Origin of the sequence: Sphingopyxis sp. DBS4 (assembly GCF_024628865.1) — a bacterium.
Classification (GTDB): Bacteria; Pseudomonadota; Alphaproteobacteria; order Sphingomonadales; family Sphingomonadaceae; genus Sphingopyxis.
This window is the reverse complement of the sequence record NZ_CP102384.1, coordinates 520,141-534,964: the sequence shown is the minus strand read 5'-3', so window position 1 is coordinate 534,964 and position 14,824 is coordinate 520,141. Positions and strand designations below refer to the sequence as shown.

The 14,824-nt window shown below is 64.6% G+C and carries 13 protein-coding genes; 8 read left to right on the top strand and 5 right to left on the bottom strand.

Going from position 1 to position 14,824, the window contains the following annotated elements; genetic code table 11:
• Positions 1-14: 14 nt before the first annotated feature.
• Together NP825_RS02560 and NP825_RS02555 are read right to left on the bottom strand one after the other, a co-directional pair.
• Positions 15-2,318, bottom strand: a complete 2,304-nt coding sequence (locus NP825_RS02560) for a TonB-dependent receptor (protein WP_257548132.1) — start codon at positions 2,316-2,318, stop codon at positions 15-17.
• Between the two features lie 173 nt (positions 2,319-2,491).
• On the bottom strand, positions 2,492-3,394 hold the full coding sequence (locus tag NP825_RS02555; protein ID WP_257548131.1) for a hydroxymethylglutaryl-CoA lyase: 903 nt from the start codon (positions 3,392-3,394) through the stop codon (positions 2,492-2,494).
• Between the two features lie 124 nt (positions 3,395-3,518).
• On the opposite strand from NP825_RS02555, the gene NP825_RS02550 reads away from it, so the two are divergent.
• The gene (locus NP825_RS02550) at positions 3,519-4,682 is read left to right on the top strand and encodes a CaiB/BaiF CoA-transferase family protein (RefSeq protein ID WP_257548129.1); all 1,164 of its coding nucleotides are present in this window, start codon (positions 3,519-3,521) and stop codon (positions 4,680-4,682) included.
• 4 nt (positions 4,683-4,686) lie between these two features.
• A complete protein-coding gene (locus tag NP825_RS02545; RefSeq protein WP_257548127.1) occupies positions 4,687-5,391 on the top strand; it encodes a glutathione S-transferase family protein in 705 nt (234 codons plus the stop codon).
• Between the two features lie 285 nt (positions 5,392-5,676).
• Here the strand turns inward: NP825_RS02545 and NP825_RS02540 are convergent, their stop codons facing one another.
• Together NP825_RS02540 and NP825_RS02535 are read right to left on the bottom strand one after the other, a co-directional pair.
• Positions 5,677-6,402: a glutathione binding-like protein gene (locus NP825_RS02540; RefSeq protein WP_257548125.1), complete on the bottom strand. Its 726-nt coding sequence runs from the start codon at positions 6,400-6,402 to the stop codon at positions 5,677-5,679.
• 2 nt (positions 6,403-6,404) lie between these two features.
• Positions 6,405-6,911, bottom strand: coding sequence for a DUF3237 domain-containing protein (locus NP825_RS02535; RefSeq protein WP_257548123.1), 507 nt, complete (start codon positions 6,909-6,911; stop codon positions 6,405-6,407).
• Between the two features lie 125 nt (positions 6,912-7,036).
• Here NP825_RS02535 and NP825_RS02530 point away from each other — a divergent pair, with 125 nt between their 5' ends.
• The 6 genes from NP825_RS02530 (at position 7,037) to NP825_RS02505 (ending at position 13,186) form a co-directional block, all read left to right on the top strand.
• Positions 7,037-9,385 (top strand): TonB-dependent receptor, encoded by a 2,349-nt coding sequence (locus NP825_RS02530; RefSeq protein ID WP_257548122.1) that lies wholly within the window; start codon positions 7,037-7,039, stop codon positions 9,383-9,385.
• A 145-nt stretch (positions 9,386-9,530) separates the two neighbouring features.
• Positions 9,531-10,820, top strand: a complete 1,290-nt coding sequence (locus NP825_RS02525; protein ID WP_257548121.1) for an MFS transporter — start codon at positions 9,531-9,533, stop codon at positions 10,818-10,820.
• 16 nt (positions 10,821-10,836) lie between these two features.
• Positions 10,837-11,232, top strand: coding sequence for a nuclear transport factor 2 family protein (locus NP825_RS02520; protein ID WP_257548120.1), 396 nt, complete (start codon positions 10,837-10,839; stop codon positions 11,230-11,232).
• Between the two features lie 10 nt (positions 11,233-11,242).
• Positions 11,243-11,893, top strand: coding sequence for a carboxymuconolactone decarboxylase family protein (locus NP825_RS02515; RefSeq protein ID WP_257548119.1), 651 nt, complete (start codon positions 11,243-11,245; stop codon positions 11,891-11,893).
• 59 nt (positions 11,894-11,952) lie between these two features.
• Positions 11,953-12,570, top strand: coding sequence for a glutathione S-transferase family protein (locus tag NP825_RS02510; protein ID WP_257548118.1), 618 nt, complete (start codon positions 11,953-11,955; stop codon positions 12,568-12,570).
• Between the two features lie 22 nt (positions 12,571-12,592).
• Positions 12,593-13,186 (top strand): VOC family protein, encoded by a 594-nt coding sequence (locus tag NP825_RS02505; RefSeq protein ID WP_257548117.1) that lies wholly within the window; start codon positions 12,593-12,595, stop codon positions 13,184-13,186.
• Between the two features lie 113 nt (positions 13,187-13,299).
• On the opposite strand, the gene NP825_RS02500 is transcribed toward NP825_RS02505, so the two are convergent.
• The gene (locus NP825_RS02500) at positions 13,300-14,808 is read right to left on the bottom strand and encodes a S41 family peptidase (RefSeq protein WP_257548116.1); all 1,509 of its coding nucleotides are present in this window, start codon (positions 14,806-14,808) and stop codon (positions 13,300-13,302) included.
• Positions 14,809-14,824 lie beyond the last annotated feature (16 nt).

Here is a 14,824-nt window from a genome sequence, read left to right as displayed (position 1 = left end):
TCCCTCGTCATCGGTCAGAAGCGATAGTCGGCGCGCACACCCACCGTCCGCGGCCGCATCCGGGCGTAGCGCCCGTCGAGAAAGGCTTCCGGATGGACATAGGTGATCGACTTGTCGTCGAAGAGATTCTCGACATAGGCGGTCAGGTTGAGCGCCCCCAGCTTCGTGCCCGCATAAAGGTTCACGTTGGTCCACGCCTCGGTATAGTCATAGGTCGGGCTGACCGCGTTGGGATTGCCCGGCACGTTGGGGAACTGGTTCGGGAACGACCCCGCGTGCGACACATTGACCGCCGCGAACGCGGTCTCGCTGTCGCCGACGGGGAAATCATAGCGCAGCGTCGCCGACCCCTGGAAATGCGGCGAGGCGAGCCGGGTGCCCACTTCGGCGCCCGAGATCGCCGCCTCGAGCGCCGACAGCTTGGTCACCTTCGCTTCGTTGAACGAGCCGTTGAGCGCGAGGCTGAGCCCCGCGAGCGGCCGCGCCATGAACTCGAATTCCAGGCCATAGCTCTCGGCCGCGCCGATATTGGTCGCGAACTGGATCGAATCCGACACGCGGTTCGCCTGGACCTGAATATTCTTCCAGTCGATATAATAGCCGGCCAGATTGGCGGTCAGGTCGCCGCCGAACCAGCGCCCTTTCAGCCCGACCTCGTAATTGGTCACGCTGTCCGACTTGGCGCCGTCGGGAATGACGATGTCGTTGGGGTTGATCGTGCTGACCAGACCGGCGCGCGCGTTGACCACCGGCGTGCGGAACCCCGTCGAGACGGTGGCATAGGTGGTCAGGCTGTCGACCGGCTTCCACGACACGCTGGCCTTCCAGGACAGGCGGTCGTCGGAAACCTTCAGCCCTTCGGCATAGGGGATAGGCGTCGTGCCGCTGAACGGCGGGATGAACCCGCCGCAAAGCGCGGTGAACGCGCGGCAATAAGCAACGGTCAGATAATTGCTGTTATAGCCGCCGCCGCGCGTGAAGCTCTGCACCTCGGTATTGCCGTAGCGCAGCCCGCCGGTGATCCAGAATTTGTCGCTGAAGCGGAAGGTCAGCTCGCCGAAGCCCGCGATTTCGCTCTGATCGGTATAGCTGTTGAAGCGCTGATAATATTCATCGGGAAGCCCGACGATATTGTTCGCCGCCAGATATTCGGGCGTCGAGCGATAGGCGAAATCGACCGTCCGGCGCTTGTCGTAATAAAAGAAGCCCGCGACCCATTGCAGGGGGCCGTCGTGGCGCGACACCAGCCGCGTCTCCTGCACGAACAGGTCGTCATAGCCGTATGCGTCGAGCGCGAAGGGAAAGGCCTGCGCATAGGTGCCGGCCAGATCGACATAGAAGGAGGCGTCGTAATTCGACAGCGTCGTCGAACTGATCAGCTCGGCAAAGTCGAACTCGTAATTGACCGTGAGATTGTAGTTGGTGAGCTTGCCCTGGAAGAGGTCTGGGCGATCCGAATTGCGGACGAATTTGCCGAGCAGCGGATTGGTCAGGCCCGAATCCGCGGGCTTGCTGTTCTCATAGGAGACGAGCAGCTTCACCTTCATCCGGTCACTCGGCTGGAGCAGCAGGACGGCGCGGCCGCCATAGGCCTCGAGGCTGTTCGAATCCTTGATGCCGGTGCCGATATTGTCGATCCAGCCGTCTTCGTTGCGATAATAGCCCGAGACGCGAAGCCCGATCTCGTCCTTCATGATCGGCAGGTTGATCATCGCATTATAGCGCTGGCGCAGCGAATTCGAGCCGGTGAGACCCAGGTCGACGCTCGCCGAGGCCTGAAATTCGTCGAGGTCGGGACTCTTGGTGATGATCCGCATCGCCCCCGCGAGCGAGTTCGACCCGAACAAGGTCCCCTGCGGCCCGCGCAGGAATTCGACGCGCTCGACATCATAGAGATTGGGGTCGAGGATCGTCGAATTGCCGTTCGCCGAAATCGGCAGCTCGTCGACATAGATGGCGACCGCGCTTTGCAGCCCGGCCGAATAACCGTTGGTGTTGATGCCGCGCGCGGTGAAATTGTTGAAATTCTGGGTCGGCCGGTTGACGACCACGCCGGGGGTGTTCTGCGCGATCCCCTCATAGCCGACGATCCCCAGATCATCGAGTTCCTTCTGACCGAAGGCGGTGACGCTGAGCGGAACATCCTGAAGCCGCTCGGTGCGGCGCGTCGCGGTGACGATGATATCCTTGCTGTCGTGGGTATCGGCGCGGACGCCGGTATCGGCGGGTGCGTCGCCATCGGTAGACTGGGCCAGCGCCGAAACAGGTAGCGCGAACAAGGCGACCGCCGATGCGGACGCGAAAAGCTGAGCCTTCATACAAACTCTCCCTCCCGTCGGCGGTCGTTGCCACCGATCTGGGGAGGTTTATCCGTCACATTCTCGGAGGAGTCAATATTCACTATCGTGTGTGTGAATAAAATTCCCGATGACCATCGAGCAGCGATGCGCCCGAAGCGCGTGGCGGCAGAAATAGCGGAAAACTTGGGCCGTCAGCTCGGAAAGGCGGGGGCCCGGCTCACCATTGCGGGCAGCGGGCGCGCCATCACGCCGCCGAGCCAGCCCGCCGCCTCGACCACCCGCGGCAGGTCCAGCCCGGTCGCCACGCCGCTGCGTTCGAGCAGGTAGACGACATCCTCGGTCGCGACATTGCCCGCCGCGCCCGGCGCGAAAGGACAGCCGCCGAGGCCGCCGAGCGAGGCGTCGACCGTCGCCGCGCCCTCGTTCACCGCCGCCCAGACATTGGCGAGCCCGCTGCCGCGCGTATTGTGAAAATGCACCCGCACCGGCAGCGTGCCGACCGCCGCGCGCACGCGCCCCACCGTCTCGGCAACCTCGGCCGGGGTGCCGGCGCCGATCGTGTCGGCGAGCGCGATCTCGCGCGGGTCGGCTTCGGCCGCGCGCTTCGCCATTTCGACGACACGGTCGATCGCGACCTCGCCCTCGAACGGGCAGCCGAAGGCAGTGGCGATGGTGATCTGTCCGCCGCGCCCCGCCGCCTTCGCCAGACCGACGATCTCGATCGCGGCAGCGAGCGATTCGTCGGAGCTCTGCCCCTGGTTGCGGATGCCGAACGAATCGCTCGTCACGCACACCGCGCCAAGCTCGTCGATCCGCCCCGTCGCCAGTGCGCGCTCGGCGCCGCGGCGGTTGAGCACCAGCCCGATATAGGTGACGTCGTCGCGCTCGGGCAGCATCGCCACCAGAGACTCGGCATCGGCGAGTTGCGGCACTTTCTTGGGATTGACGAAGCTCGTCACCTCGATCCGCCGCGCGCCATAAGCTATGGCGCGGCGGATCAATTCGGCCTTGTCGGCGGTCGAGACGATCGCCGATTCATTCTGCAGGCCGTCGCGCGGCCCGACCTCGACCATTTCCACGCTGCGATTTTTCACCATATCGGTCCCGAACATTTCCCGAGTCATTTAGCAGGTTGAAAATTACATAGCATTCTAAGTATACAATGGCCATGGGCGGCGTGAGCCTGTTTCTATCAGGCCCCGACCCGAAAGGAACGACATGACGAACGCAAGCGGCGGGGGAGCGCTGGACGGAATCAAGGTGGTCGAGATGGGGCAGCTTATCGCCGGCCCCTTCTGCGGCCAGTTGCTCGGCGACATGGGGGCCGAGATCGTCAAGCTCGAACCGCCCGAGACCGGCGACCAGATGCGCCACTGGGGCCAGGGCGACCGCCCAAGCTGGTGGCGCGTCATTGCGCGCAACAAATATTCGGTCGCGGTCGACCTGCGGTCGGAAGAAGGCCAGGCGCTCGCGCGCGAACTGATCGCCAAGGCCGATATATTGATCGAGAATTTTCGCCCCGGGACGCTCGAAAAATGGAATCTCGACCCCGCCGAACTGCGCAAAGCCAATCCGGGGCTGATCGTCGTGCGCGTGTCGGGATACGGCCAGACCGGCCCCTATTCGAAGCGCGCCGGCTTTGGCGGCATCGGCGAGGCGATGGGCGGCTGGCGTGGCATCGTCGGCTATCCCGATCTGCCGCCCGCGCGCATGGGCGTGTCGATCGGCGACACGCTTGCCGCCACCTACGGTTGCCTCGGCGCGCTCGCGGCGCTCCACCACCGGAGCAAGACCGGCGAAGGCCAGATCGTCGATTCGGCGCTCTACGAAGCGGTCCTGCAGGTCATGGAGTCGACCGTCGCCGATTATTCGGCGAGCGGGGTGAAGCGGCGGCGCACCGGGTCGACGCTGCCCGGCATCGCACCGTCGAACGTCTATCCATGCAGCGACGGCGAATATCTGATCGGCGCGAACCAGGACGGCGTCTTCGCGCGGCTGGCCGAAGCGATGGGGCGCCCCGAGCTCGCCACCGACGAGCGCTATGCCACGCATCGCGCGCGCGGGGCGCGGCAGGAGGAGCTCGACGCGCTGATCGGCGACTGGACGAAGACGATGACGATCGAGGAGCTCGAAGCGAAGATGATCGCGGCCGGCGTTCCGGCAGGCCGCGTCTACGACGCCGAGGACATGCTCGCCGACCCGCATTTCGCCGCACGCAAAGCGCTGGTGACGGTCGCGGACGAGGAGCTGGGCGAGATTCGGATGCAGGGCGTCTTCCCCAAGCTGTCGGCGACGCCCGGCGGCGTCCGCCGCCCTGCGCCGCTCACCGTCGGCCAGGACAGCGCCGAGGTGCTCAAACGCTGGCTCGACCGCGAGGCGTGACGCGATGATCACCCTTTACGGCGGCCCGACCCCGAACGCGCGCAAGATCGCGATCGCGCTGCTCGAAATGGACCTCGCGTGGCGGCTCGAGCCCATCGACATCCTGGCGGGCGAACAGCTCACGCCCGAATTTCTCGCGCTCAATCCGAACAACAAGACCCCGGTGATCGTCGATGACGACGGGCCGGAGGGGCCCGGCTTCATACTGTGGGAGACGGGAGCGATCCTCCTCTATCTTGCGCAAAAGACCGGCCGCTTCCTTCCCGAAGATCCGGTGAAGCGCGCGATCTGCTGGCAATGGCTGATGTTCCAGGTCTCGGGCGTCGGCCCGATGTTCGGGCAGGAGGCGCATTTCACCCATTATGCCAAGGACCGGCACCCCTATGCGATCGAACGCTACAGCCGCGAGGTCGACCGGCTGATGATGGTGCTCGACAAAAGGCTGGGCGAGGCCGAGTGGTTGGCGGGCGACGATTATACGATCGCCGACATGGCGACCCTGCCCTATCTCCGCCGCCAGTTCATCGACAAGGCAGGCCGCTTTCCGAACGTCGAGCGCTGGGGCGCCGCAATGCTCGCGCGCCCGGCGGTCGCTGAAGGGATGCAGGTCGGCGTCGCGCGCGCCGAGACGATCGAGGGCGGCCTCACCGGCTTCACCGACGAACATCGCGCGATCCTGTGGGGCGACCGGCAGCATGTGAAGCGGTAGAGGGCGGCTGGCGAATGGCAGCGTTGGGGTGGGGAGCGGCCCCTTCCTAATTTTCGTCATTCCCGCGAAAGCGGGAACCCAGAGTGGGGTCAGCCGACGCACGCTCGGGGTTCCCGCTTGCGCGGGAATGACGAGGATAAGAGATGCTGCGCGCGACTTTCAGACTCTCGTCATCCCGGACTTGATCCGGGATCCATTCGTCCGGCGCCGAGAGAATGGATCCCGGATCAAGTCCGGGATGACGATGTTACTCAGGCCGCCTTCGGTCGCAACCGCCCCTACCCCTCAATCCCCCTTCACCGCGGCATGGTTCGCATCGCCGAACATGTTCGACCATTCCCGCGCGTCGAGCGTCTGGTGCCGCCCGATATATTTGGCTGGCGCCTTGAGGTCTTCGCGCCCCGTCGCGCGCGCGACCGCGGGCCGCTCGCGGATGCGTTCGAACCAGTCGCGCGTCGCGGGCCAGTCGTCGAGCCCCATGCCCATGATGAAGGCCGAGGCGCGGCCGGGCCAGATCGCCATGTCGGCGATCGTATAGTCGTCGCCCGCGACATAGGCGCTCTTCTCCAGCCGCCGTTCGAGGACGGTGAGCAGCCGCGTCACCTCCTTCGTATAGCGTTCGACGGCATAATCCTGTCCCGCCGGGGCGTAGCGCAGGAAATGGCTCGCCTGCCCGCCCATCGGCCCGAGCCCCGCGACCTGCCAGGTCAGCCAGGACAAGGTCGCCGCGCGCGCGGCGCCCGATGCGGCAAGGAAGCGCCCGTCCTTCTCTGCCAGATATTGGAGGATCGCCCCCGATTCGAAGACGGTCACCGGCTCGCCGTCGCTTGCCGGGTCATGGTCGACGATCGCGGGCAGCTTATGGTTCGGATTGATGCGCCCGAACGCCTCGGTCAACTGATCGCCGTTGAAGATGTCATAGGGAAGGACGCGATAGGGCGCACCGATCTCCTCGAGCATGATCGCGATCTTCTGCCCGTTCGGGGTCGCCGAATAGTGAAGGTCGATCATCGTCAGAGAATCTCGTGGATCACATGGCGGACCCCGAAATCGGTGCGCTCGCCGACACCGACCGCGAGCACGCCGTTCAGCCAGCCATATTGTTCGCTCGCGGTTTCGAACACAGGGGCGATTCGCAGATAGTAGCGCGACGAGTCGGCGTCGGGCACCGCGGGATCGGCAAAGGTCGCGCGAACATCGTCGGGAATGATGCTGCGACCGGTATAGCTCAGATAGATGAGGGCGCCGTCGTCGGTCTGCCACACTGCGCGGGCGTCGAAGGTGCCGGCCGAGGCGGCCTCACCCAGGCGTCCGCCGCGCGACCAGTTGCCGCCGCCGGGCAAAACGATGCCGTTGATTCGCGGCCCGAAAAATCGCCCGCCGGTGATGTAACCGAGCCGCTGATCACCGAAGGGCGAAGCGCCGATCGCGATCAGTCCGCCGCCGACTTCGAACTCGACGGTGCACAGGGGACGACTCGCCAGAGCCGGCGAAACGAGGTGCTGATTTTCTTCGGTCATGCATGCGAATCCTTCTTCCAGCCTATGGACAAGCATAAAACAATTAGTATACTAAGGGTCAATCAGATTGACGGATCGGGACCTCTTTTTCGATACCGCGGCATACACTCAATGGGAGGGTGACCATGAAAGCTCATAATCGGATTCTGCTGTCTGGCGTCGCGACGATCGCTACGCTTCTTGGCGCCGCCCCGGCGATGGCGCAGGACGAGGGCGCTTCGGAAAGCGGGGGTTCGGACGATATCGTCGTCACCGCGCGCTTCCGCAACGAAACGATCCAGAACGTCCCGCAGGCGATTTCGGCGTTCGACGAGCGGAGCCTGACCGCCGCCGCCGCGCGCGACATCACCGACCTGGCCCCCTCGACCCCGAACATCAGCATCCAGCCGGTCGCGACCTTTTCCAATTCGGCGGCGATCTTCATCCGTGGTCTTGGCGCGCAGGGCATCGAATCGACCGAGGAAAGCCCTGTCGGCGTCTCGATCGACGGTGTCTACATCACCCGTCCGGTGGCAACGATGCTCGACACCTTCGACCTCGACCGGATCGAAGTGCTGCGCGGGCCGCAGGGCACGTCGTTCGGCAAGAATTCGCTTGCGGGCGGCATCGCGGCTTATACCAAGAATCCCGGCCGCGACTGGGGCGTGCAGGCAGAGGTCACCGTCGGCAACTATGGACGGATGGACGCGCGGGCCGCGGTCGACATGCCGCTGATCCAGGACAAGCTCGCGGCACGGCTCGTCCTCAACAAGGAAACCTATGACGGCTATTTCACCAATCGCGTGAACGGCAAGAAGATCGGCGGGCAAGACCGGCTGACGCTGCGCGGCACGATCGTCTTTACGCCCACCGACAATCTCGACATCAATCTCAAGGCCTTCCTCGTCCGCGACCGGTCGAGCGCGCCGGGCGGCGATGCGGCGCCCAACAGGAGCCAGCTGCTCTATACGATATTCGGGTTCGAGGAACCCGACGACGGCGCCTTCACCATCGGCCGCGACTTCCCCGCCAACCACGACACCGACCAGCTCGGTTTCATCGGCAATGTCGGGCTCGACCTCGGCTCGTGGCAGGTCAAGTCGATCACCGGCTATATCGAGACCGACGATTTCAACGACAGCGACTACGACCAGTCGGAAATCTTCTTCTTCCCGACCTTCCGCACCCAGTCGCATCGCCAGTTCAGCCAGGAGCTGCGCCTGCAGTCCGATTTTTCGGATCGCACCGACGCGCTCGCCCGGCTCAACCTCGTCTTCGGCGGCTATTATCTGAAGCAGAGCTTCGAACTGGCGCAGGCATTCCCGACGCTGCCGGTGCTGCTCAACCCGGCCCTGAAGTTCGGCAGCCAGGATTTCGTGTCGCAGGACAACAGCTCCAAGGCGCTGTTCGCGCAGGCGATCTATGGCATCACCGACCGGCTGAACATCACGCTGGGCGTCCGGCAGAGCTGGGAATCGAAGGATTATTTCCGCGACCCCGTCGGCACCCTGCTGTCGCCGGCCTATTTCACCTCGCGCTCGGTGGTGAAGTCACTCGCCGAGATGGAAGAGATCGCCAATGCCAATCTGGCGACCGGCGCGGCTTTCAAGCTCGGCTACAAGCGTAACCGCGCGACCTTCAAGGCCGGGATCGACTATCGCCTGACCGACGATGTGATGGTCTATGCGGGCTATAGCCAGGGTTACAAGGGCGGCGGCTTCGGCGCCCGGTCGGCGACGCCGACGACCGCCGGTCCGACGCAGGACAACACGTCCGAACTGTTCGAGGCCGGGCTGAAGGGCGATTTCTTCGACCGGCTGCTTCGCCTCAACCTCACCGGCTTCATCACCAGGTTCAAGCAGCTCGAATTCGGCGTCTTCTTCTCCAATCCCAACGTCGCCTCTGGCCAGGAAACCGCGCAGCAGAATATCGGCGCGGCGACGAGCAAGGGGATCGAACTGGAGGCAACGCTGCGTCCGACGCAGAATTTCCGCCTGTCGGCCAATGTCGGTTATCTCGACGCCAAATACACCGATTTCTGCGCCGACCTCGACGGCCCCGCAAGCTATTCGACAACGCCGACCTCGACCTGTGGCGACGTGACGGCGCTGCCGGGCGGCAAATATCTGGTGGACGAGGATTATACGAGCCTCAAGCTGGTGCGTGCGCCGAAATGGCAGACGCAGGCGACCGCCGACTATACGGTTCCGCTGGGCAGCGCGGGCAATCTGACCTTCCGGGCGGCGATGCTGTACCGCAGCCATTTCGAATCGACCGTGGTCAACGACCCCTTCGGCAAGACCGGGGATTTCATCCTCGTCGACGGCTCGCTCGGCTGGGAAAGCCAGGACGGGCGGTTCCGCGCGATGCTGTGGGGCAAGAATCTGACGAACAAGACTTATGTGTCGGCGCTGACCCCCACGTCGAACTATTTCACCCAGCGCTTCTATGGCGCGCCGCGCACCTTCGGGCTGACCCTCGGCGCCTCCTTCTGATCGCCCGCAAGGCAGTCCCGCGCCCTCGCTCCGCAAGGAGCGGGGGCGTTTTCATGGGCCCTCGCCGACCGTAAAGCTGGTTGACAGATAAACTTAAATATCTAAGTATTTTCGACCGATAAGACTCGCGCATTCGGGGAGAGATATGACCGAGGCCACCGCCCTCCGGGATACCGCCGCGCCCGGTAGCGGGCTCGCACTGCACCGCAATGTCGCGCTGGCGATGCTGTTCGTGGTCGGAACGATCAACTTTGTCGACCGCCAGCTGCTTGCGATGCTGATCGAACCGATCCGCGCCGATATCGCGTTGAGCGATACCCAGTTCGGGCTGCTGACCGGCCTGGCCTTTGCCCTGTTCTACGCGGGAATGGGCGTCCCGGTCGCCATCCTCGCCGACCGCTGGAATCGGGTCAGGCTGATCGGCATCGCCTGCATCCTGTGGAGCGGCTTCACCGCGGCGTGCGGGCTGGTATCCAATTTCTGGCAACTGGCGCTGATGCGCTTCGGCGTCGGAGCCGGCGAGGCGGGCGGCACCGCGCCGTCGGTGTCGGTTCTGGCCGACTATTATCCGCCCGACCGGCGCCCCGTCGCGATGGCGCTCTTCACCTGCAACGGCCCCTTCGGCGTGTTCGTGGGCGCGGCCTTCGGTGCCTGGGCCGCGGCGGCCATCGGTTGGCGCAATGCCTTTCTGGTGATCGGCGCAGTCGGCATCCTCGTCGGGCCGCTGCTGATCTGGCTGGTGCACGAGCCGGCGCGCGGGCAGATGGACCAAAGCGCAAACGACGATCCCGTGCCGTTCGCCCGGGCGCTGGGGCTGTTCCGCGAGCGGCGGTCGCTGATGCTGGTTCTGCCCGCGACGGCCTTTGCCGCCTTCGTGAGCTATGGGATGCTCAACTGGATTCCGGCCTATCTGATGCGCGTCCAGGCGATGCCGCTCGCGGCGATGGGGACGTGGTTCGCGCCGGTCGCCGGCATCACCTTCGCCGCCGGGACGCTCGGCGGCGGGTGGCTGGTGGCGCGCCTGTCGCAGCGTTCGCCGCGCGCCTATGGCCGTGTCCCCGCGATCGCCACCGCGATCCTGATCCCGTCGCTGATCGCCGCGCTGACGATCGATGGCTGGCCGGCGGCGCTGGCGCTGATGATCGTGCCGCTGACCGCCTGCACTTTCTATATCGCGCCGTCGCTGGCGTTGGTACAGAATCTGACCCCGCCGCGCGCGCGCGCTACCGCGACCGCGATCCTGATGCTGATGTTCAACATCGTCGGCCTGGGTTTCGGCCCGCTGTTCGTGGGCTTCGTCAGCGACATGCTGAAACCCGATCACGGCATCGAAAGCCTGCGCTGGGGATTGATGGCGCTCATTCCCTTCGCGGTGGCGGCCTGCGCCGTCCAGATCGCGATGATGCGCCACCTCGACCGCGATTTCGCCGCATGACCGCAAGGAGACGATGATGGCAGAGCAGGACGATATCCGCGCGATGGCGCAGCGCTTCTTCGACGCGATCGAGGCCGGCGACATCGCGACGATGCAAAACAGCTTCACGCCCGAGGCCGAGATCTGGCACAATACCGATGAAGCGATCGTCACCCCGGCGCAGACCGCCGAGACGCTGACCGGCATGGTCGCGCGCATCAAGGACCGCGAATATGCCGAGCGCCGCCTGACCGTCTTTCCCGGCGGCTTCGTCCAGCAGCATGTGCTGAAGGGCCGCCGCGTCCATGACGACGGCGAAGTCCGCCTGCCCTGCGCGATCATCTGCAAGGTGGAGAACGGCAGGATCACCCGGCTCGACGAATATTTCGACAGCGCCCATGTCGCCGAGTTCCGCAAATTCGCCAATAGCTGAGGAGTAATCCATGCCCGTCCTGCGCCAGGTTCCCCGTTCGGAAGTCACCGACGCGGTCGTCACCGCCTATTATGATCGCCTGTTCGGCGACCGCGACCCGGTCGCCGAGCCGGGCACCGCGACCGGCACGCCCGGCGACTGGTGGACCGTTTTCGCGCTCGCGCCCGATATCTTCAAACATGCCGTCGACGGCTTCGCGGTGTATCGCCACCCGGCACGCAAGATCGATCCGGTGCTGCGCGAGCTCGGCCAGACCCGCGCCGGATGGGTCAAGAGCAGCCAATTCGTCTTTTCGCAGCACTGCAAGTCGCTGCGCGGTCTCGGCGTCAGCGAGGAGAAGATCGCCGGCATCGCCTATTGGCAGGTCGCCGATTGCTACGACGAACAGGAACGCGCCGTCCTCGCCTATGCCGACTGTCTGAGCCAGGCCGGCGGCCGCGTCCCGCTCGCGATATTCGAAAAGCTCAAGAGCTTCTGGGACGACGAGCAGATTTTCGAATTCACCTACATCACCTGCCTTTACGACATGCACGCGGTGATCACGCGCGCTCTGCGCATGGAATATGACGCGCGCGAGGATCCGATCGTCGAGGTCGCGGCCCCCGAGGGCTTCAGCGCCGCCGACTTCCTCAGCGCGGCGCGCCCGAAAGCCGAAGAGTGAACCGTCAACTAAGTTGACGATTCACTCGGAAGATGCTATGAGACTCGGGAGAGGATAGGATGAAATTCTATAACAGCGTTGGCCCCAACCCGCGTGTCGTGACGCTGTTCATGGCCGAAAAGGGTATCGAACTTCCCGAGGTCACCGTTGACCTGCGCGGCGGCGAGAACCGGCGCCCGCCCTACAGCAGCGACGTCAACCCCGCGGGTCAGACCCCGGCGCTCGAACTCGACGACGGGTCGGTGCTGGCCGAGATCACCGCGATCTGCGAATATCTGGAGGAGCGCTTCCCCGCCCCCCCGCTGATCGGCACCACCGCCGGGGAGCGCGCAAACACGCGCATGTGGACGCGCCGCGTCGACCTCAAGATCTGTGAGCCGCTCACCAACGGCTTTCGCTTCGCCGAGGGCCTGCCGCTGTTCGAATCGCGCATGCGCTGCCTGCCCGAGGCGGCGGCGGGACTGAAGGCGGTCGCGCAGGACGGCATCCGCTGGCTCGACCCGTTGATCGCACGACGCGACTTCATCGCCGGCGACAGGGTGACGCTCGCCGACCTGATGCTCTTCGCCTTTCTCGATTTCGGCGCGGGCGTCGGCCAGCCCATCGATCCCGCGGCCACCAACGTTACGGCCTGGTACGACCGCATGAAGGCGCGCCCGAGCGCCACCCCCAATTGAACTGCGACAAAGGAGACGGATCATGACTGCATCCAACAAGGAGTTCGAGTTTCTCGGCGTCAATCACCTGGCGCTCGTGTGCAAGGACATGGCGAAGACGGTCGAATTCTACCGCGACGTCCTCGGCATGCCGCTGACCAAGACGATCGACCTGCCCGGTGGGCGCGGCCAGCATTTCTTCTTCGACATCGGCAACGGCGACAGCCTCGCCTTTTTCTGGTTCCCGAACGCGCCCGAGGCCGTCCCCGGCATCTCGGCCCCTGCGGCGCTGCCGACGAAGGGCAGCTTCGTGTCGGCGCACGGATCGATGAACCATATCGCGATCAACGTCCGCGCCGAGAAGTTCGATGACTATTACCAGCGCCTGGTCGCCAAGGGGGTCGAGGTCACGCCGATCCTCAACCACGACAATTCGCCGACCCAGTCGTCGGCCGAGCTGAACGACGACGTCTATGTCCGCTCGGTCTATTTCTTCGACCCCGACGGCGTCTGCCTCGAATTCGCGGCGTGGACGCGCGCACTCGACGAACGCGACATCGCGCACGACCCGGTACAGGCCGACGGCACCAAGCGCGAGGGCATGATCATGGGCCGGACGCCGGTGCCGGCCGAATAGACATTCCCAAGGGTACCACTGGGAACTCCTCTTGGCCCGGCTTTATGCCGGGCCTTTTTTTTTGGGGGGGGGGACGATTGATGGTCGGCAGGGACGGTCGACAGCCCGTCTCTTCATCGCCGTGCCGAGCCCGGCGCCTGCCCGATGATCCGGAGAGCTTCGTCCAATACGGTATCGCCGTCCGCCGTCACGGCAGGGCGTCCGATCGGAACGTCGGGCCGGACCCCGACGATCTCATCCTTGCCGTTCGGCCGGATGAAATGGCTTTTCGGATAGGTCACGACGATCCCGGTTCGCGGCAAGGTGAAATGTTGGACGGAAGCATAGTTGGACGCAACGTCGGCGGTTTCCTCGCCGAGGATCGTGCCAAAGCCATAGTCCTGCACCAGCGCCGCGACCGACGCGGCGTTCGAATAGCTGTGCCGGTCGACGAGTATCCAGACATGCCCGTGGAAACGGGGCTCGGCGCGCGGCGGGACCATCGGAAGATCGTAGCGATAGCGCGTCCCATTGGGCTGGCGGCCCTCCTCGTCCATCTGGCGGCGAAAGCCTGCGTCGATCGGAGCACCCGCCGCGCGCTGTCGGGCATAGTCGGCCTTCGTCGCGGCACTGGCCTTCAGCATGAAGGAAGAGGCGAAACGGAAAGGGCGATCGGCGAACCATGCCACCATCGGATCGCTGAAACTATTGTCCCCGCCCGGATTGCCCCGCAAATCGATCAAAAGATCGGTGGCCCCGCTGGCGAGAATCTTGTGAAAACTGTCGTCGATAAAGGCTCGAAACGATGAGGCTTCATATGAGGGTGCGGCTCCATCGGCGGGTTGCTCGATGTTGAAAAACGGGCCGGGACGCAGATAGGCGATGCCATCGGCCAAGGGACGATATTCCCTGGTCGCGAAATCAACCGGCGGTTTTGGCACGGGAAATTTGGTCCGGATCGCGGCGCGCTCGGCAAGCGTCAGGGCGCGGACCGGCGCGCTGACGATACGTCCGTCTCGTCTGGCCGTGACCGTCACCATGGGAAGATTCCCATGCTCGATCCAGAAAAGCGCGGGGAAACTCGCCTCCATCTGGGCATGCGCCATATAGGGGCGTTCGGCCGAGACATAAGCGGAAAGCCGTTCGAGCAGGTCATCGACCGGAACATCGTCGATCGCGAGAATTTCCGTTCCGGCGCGCAGCCTCCCCTCGCTGTCCGCGGTTTCGGTAAGCACCACCCGGCCCTCGTCGACGCGCAAAAACAGCGGAAGGAAGGTGCCGCCACCGCGCACATAGGCGACGAATGCGGCGACCGGTGCATCAATTCGGGCATGGCCGATCCGGCCATAGGCAACGAATTTCTGGAACAGGATCGCCACCGCCGCCGCGTCCATCGGTTCCTTCGTCGCGGCGAGCAAGGTGCGATAGAAGGCGTCGTAATCCGATCGGGAGCGGTGCGCATAAAGGTCGAAATGCGCTTCCCGCAAGGTTCGATAGAGAAAGACGAAATCGGATCGAACGTCTTCGGGGGTCAAGGCGGCCGGGGATACCGCTTGGGGCGCTTCCTCCGCGCGCAGTTGCAGCGGCGACCCCAGACCAGACAAGGCGGTCGAAAACAATGCCAGCAGAAGCCGCGTCTTCATCGCGGCGGTGAACCAT

Bases quoted from the DNA above. Each gene is read 5' to 3' on its own strand.
- NP825_RS02510 (WP_257548118.1), top strand. From the start codon at position 11,953: ATGAAATTCTATAACAGCGTTGGCCCCAACCCGCGTGTCGTGACGCTG.
- NP825_RS02545 (WP_257548127.1), top strand. From the start codon at position 4,687: ATGATCACCCTTTACGGCGGCCCGACCCCGAACGCGCGCAAGATCGCG.
- NP825_RS02505 (WP_257548117.1), top strand. From the start codon at position 12,593: ATGACTGCATCCAACAAGGAGTTCGAGTTTCTCGGCGTCAATCACCTG.
- NP825_RS02560 (WP_257548132.1), bottom strand. From the start codon at position 2,318: ATGAAGGCTCAGCTTTTCGCGTCCGCATCGGCGGTCGCCTTGTTCGCG.
- NP825_RS02535 (WP_257548123.1), bottom strand. From the start codon at position 6,911: ATGACCGAAGAAAATCAGCACCTCGTTTCGCCGGCTCTGGCGAGTCGT.
- NP825_RS02540 (WP_257548125.1), bottom strand. From the start codon at position 6,402: ATGATCGACCTTCACTATTCGGCGACCCCGAACGGGCAGAAGATCGCG.
- NP825_RS02500 (WP_257548116.1), bottom strand. From the start codon at position 14,808: ATGAAGACGCGGCTTCTGCTGGCATTGTTTTCGACCGCCTTGTCTGGT.
- NP825_RS02550 (WP_257548129.1), top strand. From the start codon at position 3,519: ATGACGAACGCAAGCGGCGGGGGAGCGCTGGACGGAATCAAGGTGGTC.
- NP825_RS02520 (WP_257548120.1), top strand. From the start codon at position 10,837: ATGGCAGAGCAGGACGATATCCGCGCGATGGCGCAGCGCTTCTTCGAC.
- NP825_RS02530 (WP_257548122.1), top strand. From the start codon at position 7,037: ATGAAAGCTCATAATCGGATTCTGCTGTCTGGCGTCGCGACGATCGCT.
- NP825_RS02525 (WP_257548121.1), top strand. From the start codon at position 9,531: ATGACCGAGGCCACCGCCCTCCGGGATACCGCCGCGCCCGGTAGCGGG.
- NP825_RS02515 (WP_257548119.1), top strand. From the start codon at position 11,243: ATGCCCGTCCTGCGCCAGGTTCCCCGTTCGGAAGTCACCGACGCGGTC.